Genomic DNA, 12,516 nt, shown 5'->3' with positions numbered 1-12,516 from the left:
GGCGAGCGAGTGTCAGGCCAATCGCCGGAGGGGCCCGAAAGGCAGGCGGGATCGTCGCCATGAGCAGATTGACGCGGCCTACGAAGCAGTCCAGCAGGGCGTATCGTGCTGCCGCGGCCCAGGCGAACGAGGCCGACCAACGGTTGCAACTGGCCTCCGGCATGCGACGGCAGATGAACAAGGTGTTCCCCACGCACTGGTCCTTCCTGCTGGGGGAGATAGCGCTCTACACGTTCATCCTGCTGTTGTTGACCGGCACTTACCTGGCTTACTTCTTCGATCCCTCGATGGCCGAGGTGACTTACCAGGGCGTTTTCACCGATCTGCGTGGTGTCGAGATGTCACGTGCCTACGAGTCGGCACTCGACATCTCCTTCGAGGTGCGCGGTGGCATGTTCGCACGGCAGATCCACCACTGGGCCGCATTGCTGTTCCTGGCGGCGATCGTGGCGCACATGTTCCGCATCTTTTTCACCGGCGCCTTTCGCAGGCCGCGCGAAACCAACTGGATCCTGGGAATCCTGCTTTTCATCACCGGGATGTTCGAGGGCTTCACCGGGTACTCGCTGCCGGACGATCTGCTTTCCGGCACCGGCGTTCGTATCGCCTCCGGAATCACGCTTTCGATTCCGGTGATCGGCACTTGGCTGCACTGGCTGCTCTTCGGCGGTGAGTTCATCGGGGACGAGATCATTCCACGCTTCTATCTGATCCACATATTTCTGCTCCCGGGCATCATCCTCGGGTTGATCGCCGTACACCTGGCTCTGGTCTGGTATCAGAAGCACACTCAGTTCCCCGGCGTGCGCCGCAGCGAGAGCAATGTCGTCGGCGTGCGGATCATGCCGGTGTTCGCGGTGAAGTCGGGCGGTTTCTTCGCGCTGGTCGTGGGCGTCACGGCCATAATGGGTGGGATTTTCCAGATCAACCCGATCTGGAATCTCGGACCCTACGTCGCCTCCATGGTCTCGGCCGCCTCGCAACCCGACTGGTACATGATGTGGACCGACGGCATGGGTCGGCTGTGGCCGCCATGGGAGGTCTATCTCTGGGGACAGGCGACCATCCCAGCCCCGTTCTTCCCGCTGATCCTCGGTATGACAGCGGTGTTCACCCTGGCCCTGGCCTACCCGTTCCTGGAACGCAAACTCTCCGGTGACGAGGCACACCACAACCTGCTGCAACGGCCCAGGGACGTCCCGGTGCGTACCGGTCTGGGAGCCATGGCGATCACTTTCTTCGTGATCGTGCTGCTCAGTGGTGCCAACGACATCATCGCGTACAAGTTCGACATCGTGCTGGAAGCCACCACCTGGATGGGACGTATCGGAGTGTTGCTCGGCCCACCCGCCGCCTACTACATCGCTTATCGCATCTGTATCGGGCTGCAGCGCGCCGACCGGCAGGTGCTCGAACACGGTATCGAGACGGGTATCGTCAAGAGACTGCCACACGGCGAGGTCATCGAGCTGCACCAGCCACTCGGCCCAACCGACGAACACGGTCACCCCGAGCCGCTCTCTTATCAGGGAGCGCCGATTCCCAAGAAGATGAACAAGCTCGGTGCTGCCGGACGTCCGCTTCCCGGCAGCCTGTTGTGGCCCGACCCGCCGGAGGAGACCGAGCAGTTGCGCGAGGCGGAGCGTCGCGAGGTCGAGGAGCCGGAACGCCCGCAACCGCGGGAATCGGAGCTGCCCAGTGGGCGGCCACGCGACGTGACGGAGTGATATCGGGAGGGGGATTCGTCCCGCTCCCGCCTGTCGCGGCTCATCCGATACAAGGGACTATTGTCGCTGGACATCTCTTCGAGGCGGGTTCACAGTATTGGTGCGGACCTTCCGCCCCGGCCGCGCAGGGTAGCCCGTGTTCCCGGAGGAACAGCGCGGCGTCGCAAGGGGTTCGACGTGGCCGGCGGGGGCCGTTTCCCACAGCGAACGGTAGAGGTGATCGAGATGACACAAGCCGGTTCGATCGAGAGGCATCCCGATCTCGTCGAGATGCGGGAACGCTACGAGGAGGCCAGCCAAACCCCGCAGGGGCAGGTCCTGGAGGGGTGCACCCTGCTGGCGGGAGTTTACCTGGCGATCTCACCGTGGATCGTGCAGTTCAGCGCCACCAGTTTCGACGTGGCGCTCGGCAACCTGGTCGTCGGGCTGACAGTGGCTGTGCTGGCGCTCGGGTTCGCCTCCGCCTACAGCAGGACCCACACCGTTGCCTGGGTGGTTCCGTTGCTGGGAGCGTGGGCCGTAATCGCTCCGTTCGTCATCCTGGGAGGCGGAGTCGGCCTGGGCATGCTGCTCAGCAATGTGATCACGGGCGGCCTGATCGTGCTGCTCGGGGTGGGGCTGAGCTCGTTGGTGATGATGCGCCGTCGGCGCTGACGAGGCGGTCGACGAACGTGGTCGACCCGGCGTGCTCGCCACGCGGTGGCGGTAGTATCGGGTCGACCACGTGGCCGGATGACCGAGCGCGTGGTTCTGGAAGCGGACGCGGAGAGCTACCGCCGCTCGGGTGAAGCGTGCACGATGACCACCGGACACCTCGCGTGATGGGTGCACTTGTGGCTTACCGAGCCGAGCAGCGCTCCGACGAAGCCGCCGTGGCCGCGACTTCCGACCACCAGTAGCTCGGCGCCCTCCGCGATGTCGAGCAGTACCTGCGCGGAATCCCCCTGCGCGACGTGGGTATGTACCCGTGGGGGGCCCGCACGGTGGTCCACCGCGTGGTCCACGGCGTCCTCCACGGTGACGCTGGCCGCGTTCTCGAATTCCCTGGGTGGTACAGCGCCACCTTCCCAGCTGTAGAACGCCGGGTACTCCCAGGCGGTGACGGCATCAACGGTGGCACCGGTCAGTTCGGCCTGCCCGAGGGCCCAGTCCAGTGCGGCCAATGAGGGGGCCGAGCCGTCGATGCCGACCACGATCCGGTTCTCCTGGCTCATCACGCATCGCCCATCCCGGCGTTGGATATCGCGGCTTCGCCGTGGTGTGCGCCGCACGGAGTGTGTTCTCGCGTGCCTCGACTGTCCCACTTATCCCTCCCAGTCGCTCGGCTCCGTTGCTTTCCGCTGCGGGCCGGCACCAGGATCGATACGAAAGTGTGATCTGAATCGCTCGCGGGTATGTTCATGTCACCCGCGGTAAGCCACGACTTCCGGAGGCGCGATGTCTCGACGGAGCGGAGCGAGGACACGCCGCGCGGGCCGACCGCGGCGATACGGCGGCGATACTGCCGCACCGGCGCGGCCGCGGCTATGTTCGATGTGAACCGGCTCGTCGGGACCATCCGCGGTCGCGAGACCGCTCATGTGGCCGATCGGAATCGTTGCCCGGCGCAAGGTTGTTTGGAGAGCCCGTTGACCAAACGAACGACCAGCACCCCGTCATGGAGCGTCATAGCCCATGACACGGACAGGCTCAAACAGGCCGTACACGAGCTCCACACCGGGCACGACATCTCGTCGGCTCAGGAGCGCAGCCACGAGCTGCTGCGCACGGTCACGTTGATCGGGGATCGTCTCGCGGTTCTGCTGGACGGGTTGGCCAAGCGCCACGAGAACCCCGGTGTGCCCGAGCAGCGTGCCGTTCACCTCGCGTTGGACCAGGCGGCCGCCGCGGCCGAGGATCTGGGGGAGTGCGCCCGCCGTGCGGCCCGCACCTTGGAGGAGGAAGACTGAGCGGGCCGATCTCCGCCCCGTTCCGGCGTACCGTACATTACCGAGTGTGTCGGAGTCGTTCCGTGCCGCACGAGGTGGTGAGCAGAAGTTCCGCTCGAGTAACTCGAAAGTGGCTCGTTCCAGGGGTTCGTGGCTTCCGGGATTTCACGGCGAAGCTGTTCCGCTCGTCGAGAGCAACTCGGCCCCACGTGCGGGTGCGGCGCTTTCGAATCGGAACGTGCCCTCGGTGAGCCTGTGTGCCTCGGCTCCGAGAGCAGGTTAATCTTCCCCGAGTCCGGTTCGCGCGACGTCGCCCCAATCGAGCAACGGAGTCAGCATGTTCGGCTTCTCGAACGGGAATTCGATACGAAACGCACTGCCACTTCGCAGGTTGCGGGTTTCCGACTGGGCTCGGCAGGAGGGGACATGGCGCGAGGCACGCCCTTCGCTGATCGCGGCCGCACTCAAACGTGCCCAGGCGCGTCCGTCCGGTAACTGGTTCGTGCTGGCAGGCAGCGCCCAGATCGACCAACGCCGTCCCTTCGCCCGTACCGTGGCCGGTACCGAGGTGGTCGCGTGGCGTAGCGAGAACGGGGCGTTGCACGCGGGGCCGGGTGCCTGCCCGCATCTGGGAGCGCCGCTCGGGCAGGCAGCGGTGGACTGCGGCCAGTTGATCTGTCGCTGGCACGGACTTCGACTGGACGAACGAGGTGGCCCGTGGTGGACGCCGTTCCCCACCTACGAGGACGGTGTCCTGGCCTGGGTGCGCCTGGACGACGCCGGTGGGGAACAGTCGCTGGAGCGCCCGGTTGTGCCGCGCCGGCCACCCCTGCGGGACAGCATCTCCGAAGTGGCCACCGCGACCGGTGTCTGCGAACCCGACGACGTGGTGGCCAATCGGCTGGATCCCTGGCACGGCTCGTGGTTCCATCCCTATTCGTTCGCCAACCTCAGCGTGCGGCGTGCGCCGGACTTCGAAAGCAGCGAGCAGGAGGACTTCTTCGAGGTGCTCGTCTCGTTCCGCCTGTCCCGCGGGATCGGGGTGCCCGTAACGGCTACTTTCCACTGCCCGGACCCGCGTACCGTGGTGATGCGCATCGCCGAGGGGGAGGGAACCGGCAGCGTGGTGGAAACTCACGCCACACCGTTGGAAGCGGGTTCCGACGGCGGTCCGCGCACCGCCGTCATCGAGGCCACGGTCGCCTACTCCCGACGCCCCGGATTCCGGATGGCATTGCCCGTGGCAGGCTTGCTGCGCCCGTTGATGCGCCGGGTGGCCCTGCGATTGTGGTCCGACGACCTCGCCTATGCCGAGCGGCGCTACGAACTGCGCAGCAGCGGGCGGTTCCCGGGTTGAGAGTGCAGGGACGCCGCATCGCTCTCGGCTACTGCCGGTGACACGTCGCATGGGTCGCCGGCTGGAGTATCAGCGCCCCAGACCGCGCAACAGGGCGAATCGACCACGATCGGGAACGCTCCACAGCGTGTGTCCCCGCACGCCCCACGCGCGCAGCAGCTCATTCGCGGCTCGCATTCCGGTTGTGGCGGCACGTTCCATCAGGGCGACCGGTAGGTCGACACGCACCAGGTCTCCTGCCAGCATCACTGCCGGATCGGGCGTTCGCACGCCGGGACGCTCGGCGAAACCGCCGGGCGGAAACAGCGGGCAGTCGGCTCGCAGTTCGTGCCGCTCGTCCACGATGCCAGCTGCCTCGGTTTCCGGATATATCCTGGCCAGTTCCGCCAGCATCCGCGATCGCATGCTGTCGAGGGATGGTTCACCCCGTAGTGCGTAACCGTGCAACTCGAGTACGGAACCCCCGCGGTCTCCCGACCAACGGGCCGCTTCGTGCTCGTACCGTTCCAGCACGCTGATGTTGTCCAGCGGCCCGTAGCCACTCGTTCCGAGGAACCCGGGCCGGTCCCGACGAACCGGTCGGTCCAGCCACAACCGCGACACCAGAAACGGTGGTGCCTCGCGCAACCCCGCTATTCGCGTTCGCCACCGTGACGTCCCCAGATCGGGTGAGTTACCGACGATGCTCCGCAGTCCAGCGGTATCGGTGGCCAGCACCACCGCGTCGAATTCCGAAAAACCGGCTTCTCGAGCTCTCGCGGAGTCCGAACGTACCGCGAAGCGTCGGTCGGAGCCCCGCTCCAAGGCCCTGACAGGGGTGTCGGTGAGCAGGCTCGCACCGTGGGCGACCAGGTACTCCGCCAGTGGATTCCACAATGCTTCCGGGAACGAGTTCGCCGCCACGTCGAACAGCAGTCCCTCGCTGGAACCGAGGAAGTAGATGTGAAACATCGTCGCCAGTTCGGCGGCGGAGAGCTCGGTGGGATCGGCGAAGAAGCTTCGGGAGAACACCTCGAACGCCAGATGTTTGGCGGCGGCGGGAAAACGTATCCGAGTGAGCAGTGTGTCCGCGTCGAGGTGGTCCAGACGTTCGTAGATCTCCGGAACCGACACCTGCGCCAGCGGCAACGCGGCACGGGTTCCGAGTCGGGGGAGGTCGCGCCAGCTGAACGTGGGACTTCGTGCGACGAACGCGAAGGCGTTCCACGGTGGAGTGCGTGGCAGGCCGGCGAAAGTGTCCCTGTAACCGGCACTGTGCAGCAGCGGATAGTCCGGAAGCGCGGTGAGCCCCGAAAGGTCCGGATCGGCACGCCGCAGCAGCGCGCGAAGGTTGTAGTACTGCCGGAAGAACGCGTGGAACCCACGATTCATACCGACGTCCGAACCGTCCGCGAGCGTGGTCCGCCAGCCACCGACACGTCCGCCCAACCGGTCCTGCGCTTCCAGCACCGTTACGCCGACGCCGCGCTCGGCCAGACAGGTGGCCGTGGCGAGTCCCGCGATCCCACCGCCGATTACCGCTGCTCGGGGGGCACGAGCGAGATGACTCGTGTCCGGCATGCCGCCGGGTGGCGGATGTGACACCGCTCTGCGGTCCTGGCCGGGCGGTTCGTACTTACCGCGTCCCTCGTCACCGGCCGGTCGGGAAGTCGTGAAACCGCCCATCATGCTTGCGCCGTCTCGGGTCGTTTTCCGGTCAGAGTGTGCACGATGCCGTGCTGCCATCCCGACATCGAACCGAGACGTATTCCGATGAGGCCGTTCCGACGCATCCGCGCGGCGAGCTGTTCGGTCGAATCGAATCTCAGCACGCTGCGCCACAGGTAAGGGTGAATTCCGGACCCCCGCGTACTCAGTTCACCGGCGGGAATGATCACACCCCAACACACCGCCGTCCAGACCAGCCGGGAGACGGGGCGGTTCCGCACGGAGAACTCGTGCAGTGCCAGGCGAGCACCGGGTGCGAGCAACCCGCGCAACACGCGCAGACCGGCATCGGGATCGGAGAGGTTGCGGAGCAGATACGCCGCCATGATCCCGTCGAACGGTCCACGCACACCGGCTTCTTCGAGTCCGTCCAACGGTGCGTGGCCGAACTCCACCGTGTCCGGCCAGGACTTGCGTTCGGCCTGTGCCAGCATGTTCGCGGAAGCGTCCGTGGCCACGATGTGCGCGCGCGGCGCGATCCGGAGCAGCGCCGCGGTGGACGCGCCGGTGCCGCAGCCCGCATCCAGCAACCGCAGTCCGCGGCCACCGTTGGGCAGATGTAGCCGATGTGCCGATCGCCGCAGCGCGCGATGATATCCGGGGTTGATTCCGACCAGCCGGTCGTACTGTCGAGCGCTCTGCTCGAAACCACCCACAACGGGGTACCGGGAAGACATCAGCCGTCCTTACCTGGAACTAGTGGCGGAACCAGCGCGTGCGGGCGGGTGCGGACAAGTGAATCGGTGCCTCGCCGTGTTCGACCAGTCCTCGCTTACTCACGTCAGCGGCGAGTGGTCCGGTCTCGCGAGACTCGTCAACCGCACCGAACCGCGGGCGCGGCCGACGAACTCAATTCCCTCCCTTCGGTCCCGAGCCCACCTCCACCGTGTTCGAGGACTCCCCGAAGACGGTGTTCAGCAGCGGAATCTGCTCGGCCGCCCAGGGGCTGATGGCCCACGGTGTTCGTGCGGCCAACAGTGCGAAATCCCCCCAGTCCACCCGCTTCCAGTCCGCGATCTCGGAGGGATCCGGCGCGGGTGGTTCGTCGGTGACGGCCGTGTACACCGGACACAACTCGTTTTCCACCACCCCGGTGACGTCGACGGCTCGGTAGCGGAAGTTCGCCAACCACAACCGCGGCGTCCCGATCTCGAGACCGAGTTCCTCGCGCACCCTGCGTCGCACCGCGGCATCCATCGCTTCACCGGGTGCCGGATGTCCACAACACGAGTTCGTCCAAACACCCGGCCAAGTTCGTTTCTGGAGTGCACGACGAGTGACCAGCAGTTCTCCCGCCGCGTCGAAGACATAGCAGGAAAAGGCCAGATGCAGGGGAGTGTCACCGTGGTGCACTTCGGATTTCGGTGCCGTACCCACCGGCTCACCCGAGTCGTCGAGCAGAACCACGAATTCCCCGCCGGAAACGGGGGAGCTCGAGTTCAACGGTTACCCACCACCCAACATGGAACTGGACGAGACCCGGTCGAGTCTATCCGTCAGCCGTGCCCGCATCCGGGCCGTGACTATGGGCACAGTGCCACGCAGCGCCACCCCGAATCTGCGTGAGCGGGACACCGAGACACGATTGGCGAACACGTCGTACCCCGATTCCACTATCCGATCCAGTATCTCACCGTAAAGCGTGTAGGCCGTGGTGATACACGGACGTGAGATCGGATCCAACATCTCGATCCCTTCGGCGGCGTATCGGTAGATCGCTCTGGTACGGGCGATCTGGTCGGCGAGTGCGCTGCGAACCCGGCGGTCCGCCCTCCCCGTCTCCAGGCAGCGCCGCAGTCTCGGCTCGTCGACACCGAAAGCGAGCAGTTCGTCAGCGGGCAGGTACACACGTCCCTTGCGCAGATCCTCACCGACATCACGCAGGAAGTTGGTGAGCTGGAACGCGTTTCCCAACGCCGCCGCGTAAGGTGCCGCTTCCTCCGGTGGACACCGGGTGCCCAGTACGGGGAGCACCTGTAGACCGATGACTTCGGCCGATCCGTGGACGTACTGGTCCAGTTCCGCGCGGTTTCGGTATCGGGCAACGGTCAGATCCTGACGCATCGAAGCCATGAAGGAGCTGAAGTGCCGCTGTTCGATCCCGTGGCGGTTCGCGGTGTCCACCACTGCCATGACCACCGCGAGCTCGCTTCGCTCGCCCGCGAATCCCCGATCCAGTTCCGTCCACAGCTCGTCGAGCCGGGCATGCCGGGTGCGCCGTTCGAGGGGGCCTCTCGGCTCGTCGACGATGTCGTCGACTTCACGTGCCAAACCGTACAACGCGTGTATCGCCGGACGGCGTGACGGCGGCAACAGCCGGGTGGCCAGGAAGTAGGTACGTCCGTGTCTCGCGTTGAGCTCACGGCTTCGGCGATAGGCCGCTCGGAGTCCTGGCGAGCGGATACCGGCCGCGTCCAGTTCTCGCTCACTCATCGCGCGGCCGATCCGACGCCCGGGGTGCGGCGAGCTCCCGGTGTGTCTCGGCCGTTGCCGGTGATGCGGCGAGCGGCCAGCTTGCCGGACAACACCACGGTGGGCACCCCCACACCCGGTGTGGTTCCGCAGCCCGCCAGGACCGCGTTCTCGAGGCCGCTGACCAGGTTTCTCGGGCGGAAGGGGCCGGTCTGGGCGAACGTGTGCGCCGCGCTGAACGGGGTGCCGGCGAGCATCCCCCGCGCCGCCCAGTCCGCGGGAGTAACTATGCGGCTGACCTCCACCGAGGATTCGAATCCCGGTATGAGCCGTTCCTGCAGCGAGTCGAGCACTTCTCGTGCGTATCCGTTCGATATGGCGTCCCAGTCGAGGCGGGCGAGGTCCAGGTTGGGGCAGGGAACCAGCACGTGATGCAGATGCTTGCCCGCCGGTGCGAGCGAGGGATCACTGCGAGTGGGATTCGTGATCAGCACCGAAGGGTCGCTCATCAACTTTCCGTGCCGTGTCAACTCGTCGAAGGTGCCTTTCCACGCCTGCCCGAACGAGAGCGTGTGATGGCTCAGTTCCGGCTGGTCCCGGTTCGTCCCGGCGTGTATCAGCAGCGCCGAAGGAGCGGCACGCAGCCGTACGGGACGTCGCGGGGTGCGACCCAGCAACCGGTAGGAAACGGGAAGATCGGGAGTGAGCACCACCGAGTCACAGGGAATGCGTTCCCCGTGGTCAGTGTGCACAGCGGTGATTCGTCGGCCACGACGTTCCAGGTCCGTCACCGAGCTGCCGTAGCGGAACGTCGCTCCCGCCCCGGCGGCCGCCGCGGCCAACGCGTCCGGCACCGCCCGCATACCGCCGCGGGGGAAGTACACGCCCCGTACCGTGTCCATGTAGGAGATCACCGCGTACGCGGCAAGCGCGTTGTGCGGTGCCACTCCCGCGTACAGGGCCTGGAACGAGAACACGCGTCGCAGTCGTTCGTCCCGCAGGAAGTGGCCGATCCTGCGGTGCAGTCCCCCGAAACCACCAAGCGCGGCCAACCGGGCGAGATTCGGTTCCAGCAGATTCAGCGGAGAATCGAAATTGGCATCGATGAAGGTCTCGTACTGTGCCGAATAGAGCCTGCTCAACCACTGCCGTAACCGGCGGTAGCCCGCCGCCTCCTCGGGCCCCGCGAATTCCCGTACCTGTTGTTCCATGGCCGCCGCGTCGGTACGAACATCGATACTCGAACCATCCGCGAACCGTGCGCGGTAGGCCGGGTCCAGCGGTATCAGCTCCAGCCGGTCCCGTACCGATTCACCCACCGCTGCCAACGCCTCGTCCAGGAGTTCCGGCATGGTCAACACGGTCGGCCCGGTGTCCATGCGGTATCCCGCGATGTCCAGCCGCCCCGCGCGGCCTCCCGGGGAATCCTCGGACTCGACGAGGGTGACCTCGCGGCCCGCACCGAGCAGGTGCAGCGCAGCGGTCAATCCGGAAAGTCCCGCCCCCACGACCACAACACGCTCGGTGGGCCCGGTGACTGTCCGCATGTGGCTTGCTCCCTGGGGTTGCTCGGAGAGGAGTCGGGTCCCGCGGTGAACCGCTCGTCGTGGCTCAGTCTAGAAATCCACTCGGATCCCTTCAAATTCGCGATATCACTTCTTCGGGTGAGGTCTTCGGGCAAGGCGGGCGGGCGCGTGCTCCGAACGATATACACGGTTGTGGCATCGCGACGGGACCACCGGTTCTTGCCGACGAGGGGTCACAGGGCGATGATCACCGGTTGCCTCGCTCCGAGCGGCTTCCACGGTCGGCCGTTTCAGGACGCGGATCCTCGCTCGACACCAATCCCTTCCCCTGCGGCCTACGAACAGTGTTCGGTGGCAGTGTGCGGCAGTACGCCCGACCGTTCGCCACCGGAGACGACGAGCGAACGTGTGTCACGCGAAAGGAGTCAGGCACAGTGATCAGGCACGATCGTGCGAGTGAGGCCCACCCGGAGTTCGGAGCCATGCCCAGGCCACCGCTGAACGAAACCGCCGACGTCGAAGTGGTGCTGCCCTGCCTCGACGAGGCCGCGGCTCTGCCCGCGGTACTTGACTCGATCGTCGAAGGGCTTGCCGTGCCCGTCCTGGTGGTGGACAACGGCTCCACCGACGGATCTCCGGAGGTAGCGGCCCGGCACGGCGCGCGAGTCGTACACGAGACCAGGCCGGGCTACGGCGCGGCCGTGCACACCGGGGTGACGCACGCGCGCGGCGGGGTCGTCTGCGTACTCGACGCGGACGGCTCCGTGGACCCGGCCGACCTTCCCGCGCTGATCAACCCCGTGGTCGAGGGCGAGGCCGATCTCGTGGTGGGAAAGCGGGTGCCGACCGTTCGCTCGGCCATGGCGTGGCACGTCCGGGTGGGCAATGCCGTTATCGCGGCGCTGATCCGTCGAAACGGACTGCCCGTACACGATTTGGCTCCGGTGCGGGTCGCCGATCGTGTGAAACTGCTCGGCCTGGACATCCAGGACCGCGCGTTCGGCTATCCCCTCGAACTGTTGCTTCGAGCGGGGCGTGCCGGTTGGCGGGTACGCGAACTGCCGGTTCGTTACTCTCCCCGAACAAGCGGCACGAGATCCAAGGTGTCCGGCTCTATGAAGGGAACCGCGCGCGCGGTACGCGACATGATCAAGGTGCTGCGATGAATCCGACGGTCGTACTGGTCGTGGCCAAGGCCCCGGAGACCGGGGTGGCCAAGACACGCCTCACACCACCGCTTCCCCCGGAACAGGCAGCCAAGGTGGCCGCCGCGAGCCTGTTGGACACGCTGGCCGCAGTTCACGGTATCCCCGGGATATATCCGGTGGTCGCCTGGACAGGTGAAATAGAACGGGCGTGTCGTCGTGACGCGATCGAGGAGGCCATGGCCGACATGGATCTGGTCTGGCAACGCGGAGGAGATTTCGGAGAGCGGTTGGCCGCGGCGCACACCGAGGTGGCGGAACGCTATCCCGCATCGCCCGTGTTGCAGATCGGGATGGACACGCCGCAGCTCACCCCCGAGCTGCTCGCCGAGTCGGCCGCGCCGCTGCGGTCCCACGACGGCCCGGAAGCGGTTCTGGGCCCTGCTTTGGACGGCGGATGGTGGGCGCTCGGCCTGCGCGAGCCGCGCGACGCGGAAGTGCTCGGTCACGTCCCGATGTCACGACCGGATACCGGAAAACTGACCGGATCAGCCCTGGCACAACGGGGACTACGAGTGCACGAACTGGTCGAGCTCTCCGACGTGGACACGGTACTGGACGCGCATCGCGTGGCCGAATCGGCTCCCGAAACGGAATTCGCGGCGGCGCTGCGTGAGAGTGTCGAACGGGAGGGCGCCGTGTAGCACCGCATGC

General features: G+C 66.2%; 12 protein-coding genes. 6 read left to right on the top strand and 6 right to left on the bottom strand.

Features of this window, described 5'->3' with window-relative positions:
* Positions 1-59 precede the first annotated feature (59 nt).
* Together qcrB and ACOQFL_RS18350 are read left to right on the top strand one after the other, a co-directional pair.
* Positions 60-1,727, top strand: coding sequence for a cytochrome bc1 complex cytochrome b subunit (qcrB, locus tag ACOQFL_RS18355; protein ID WP_435545415.1), 1,668 nt, complete (start codon positions 60-62; stop codon positions 1,725-1,727).
* Between the two features lie 225 nt (positions 1,728-1,952).
* Positions 1,953-2,381 carry an SPW repeat protein gene (locus ACOQFL_RS18350; RefSeq protein WP_435545414.1) on the top strand — a complete coding sequence of 143 codons (429 nt, stop codon included), beginning with the start codon at positions 1,953-1,955 and terminating at the stop codon, positions 2,379-2,381.
* Between the two features lie 116 nt (positions 2,382-2,497).
* On the opposite strand, the gene ACOQFL_RS18345 is transcribed toward ACOQFL_RS18350, so the two are convergent.
* Positions 2,498-2,941 carry a universal stress protein gene (locus tag ACOQFL_RS18345; RefSeq protein WP_435545413.1) on the bottom strand — a complete coding sequence of 148 codons (444 nt, stop codon included), beginning with the start codon at positions 2,939-2,941 and terminating at the stop codon, positions 2,498-2,500.
* Between the two features lie 414 nt (positions 2,942-3,355).
* Between ACOQFL_RS18345 and ACOQFL_RS18340 the strand changes: the two genes are divergently transcribed.
* A complete protein-coding gene (locus ACOQFL_RS18340; protein ID WP_435545412.1) occupies positions 3,356-3,676 on the top strand; it encodes a hypothetical protein in 321 nt (106 codons plus the stop codon).
* Positions 3,677-3,992: 316 nt separating this feature from the next.
* Positions 3,993-5,012, top strand: coding sequence for a Rieske (2Fe-2S) protein (locus tag ACOQFL_RS18335; protein ID WP_435545411.1), 1,020 nt, complete (start codon positions 3,993-3,995; stop codon positions 5,010-5,012).
* Between the two features lie 69 nt (positions 5,013-5,081).
* Here ACOQFL_RS18335 and ACOQFL_RS18330 read toward each other — a convergent pair whose 3' ends face one another.
* From ACOQFL_RS18330 to crtI, 5 genes are all read right to left on the bottom strand, one after another.
* Positions 5,082-6,677 carry an FAD-dependent oxidoreductase gene (locus tag ACOQFL_RS18330; protein WP_435545543.1) on the bottom strand — a complete coding sequence of 532 codons (1,596 nt, stop codon included), beginning with the start codon at positions 6,675-6,677 and terminating at the stop codon, positions 5,082-5,084.
* Positions 6,677-7,396, bottom strand: coding sequence for a class I SAM-dependent methyltransferase (locus tag ACOQFL_RS18325; protein WP_435545410.1), 720 nt, complete (start codon positions 7,394-7,396; stop codon positions 6,677-6,679). The genes ACOQFL_RS18330 and ACOQFL_RS18325 overlap by 1 nt, the downstream gene beginning before the upstream one ends.
* Before the next feature lie 172 nt (positions 7,397-7,568).
* Positions 7,569-8,162 carry an isopentenyl-diphosphate Delta-isomerase gene (gene idi, locus ACOQFL_RS18320; RefSeq protein ID WP_435545409.1) on the bottom strand — a complete coding sequence of 198 codons (594 nt, stop codon included), beginning with the start codon at positions 8,160-8,162 and terminating at the stop codon, positions 7,569-7,571.
* Between the two features lie 3 nt (positions 8,163-8,165).
* Complete coding sequence (locus ACOQFL_RS18315) at positions 8,166-9,152, bottom strand: phytoene/squalene synthase family protein (protein ID WP_435545408.1); 987 nt, start codon at positions 9,150-9,152, stop codon at positions 8,166-8,168.
* Positions 9,149-10,678, bottom strand: coding sequence for a phytoene desaturase family protein (crtI, locus tag ACOQFL_RS18310; protein WP_435545407.1), 1,530 nt, complete (start codon positions 10,676-10,678; stop codon positions 9,149-9,151). The genes ACOQFL_RS18315 and crtI overlap by 4 nt, the downstream gene beginning before the upstream one ends.
* Positions 10,679-11,139: 461 nt before the next feature.
* Between crtI and ACOQFL_RS18305 the strand changes: the two genes are divergently transcribed.
* Together ACOQFL_RS18305 and ACOQFL_RS18300 are read left to right on the top strand one after the other, a co-directional pair.
* On the top strand, positions 11,140-11,823 hold the full coding sequence (locus ACOQFL_RS18305; protein WP_435545542.1) for a glycosyltransferase family 2 protein: 684 nt from the start codon (positions 11,140-11,142) through the stop codon (positions 11,821-11,823).
* Positions 11,820-12,506: a TIGR04282 family arsenosugar biosynthesis glycosyltransferase gene (locus ACOQFL_RS18300; RefSeq protein ID WP_435545406.1), complete on the top strand. Its 687-nt coding sequence runs from the start codon at positions 11,820-11,822 to the stop codon at positions 12,504-12,506. Before ACOQFL_RS18305 ends, ACOQFL_RS18300 begins: the two co-directional genes overlap by 4 nt.
* The last annotated feature ends 10 nt before the right edge of the window (positions 12,507-12,516 follow it).

This window comes from Actinopolyspora sabaoui, assembly GCF_051225635.1.
Lineage (GTDB): Bacteria > Actinomycetota > Actinomycetes > Mycobacteriales > Pseudonocardiaceae > Actinopolyspora.
This window is presented reverse-complemented; position numbering and strand designations above follow the sequence as displayed.

Bases quoted from the DNA above. Each gene is read 5' to 3' on its own strand.
- ACOQFL_RS18350 (WP_435545414.1), top strand. From the start codon at position 1,953: ATGACACAAGCCGGTTCGATCGAGAGGCATCCCGATCTCGTCGAGATG.
- ACOQFL_RS18330 (WP_435545543.1), bottom strand. From the start codon at position 6,677: ATGGGCGGTTTCACGACTTCCCGACCGGCCGGTGACGAGGGACGCGGT.
- ACOQFL_RS18335 (WP_435545411.1), top strand. From the start codon at position 3,993: ATGTTCGGCTTCTCGAACGGGAATTCGATACGAAACGCACTGCCACTT.
- ACOQFL_RS18325 (WP_435545410.1), bottom strand. From the start codon at position 7,396: ATGTCTTCCCGGTACCCCGTTGTGGGTGGTTTCGAGCAGAGCGCTCGA.
- crtI (WP_435545407.1), bottom strand. From the start codon at position 10,678: ATGCGGACAGTCACCGGGCCCACCGAGCGTGTTGTGGTCGTGGGGGCG.
- ACOQFL_RS18315 (WP_435545408.1), bottom strand. From the start codon at position 9,152: ATGAGTGAGCGAGAACTGGACGCGGCCGGTATCCGCTCGCCAGGACTC.
- ACOQFL_RS18305 (WP_435545542.1), top strand. From the start codon at position 11,140: ATGCCCAGGCCACCGCTGAACGAAACCGCCGACGTCGAAGTGGTGCTG.
- ACOQFL_RS18300 (WP_435545406.1), top strand. From the start codon at position 11,820: ATGAATCCGACGGTCGTACTGGTCGTGGCCAAGGCCCCGGAGACCGGG.
- ACOQFL_RS18345 (WP_435545413.1), bottom strand. From the start codon at position 2,941: ATGAGCCAGGAGAACCGGATCGTGGTCGGCATCGACGGCTCGGCCCCC.
- qcrB (WP_435545415.1), top strand. From the start codon at position 60: ATGAGCAGATTGACGCGGCCTACGAAGCAGTCCAGCAGGGCGTATCGT.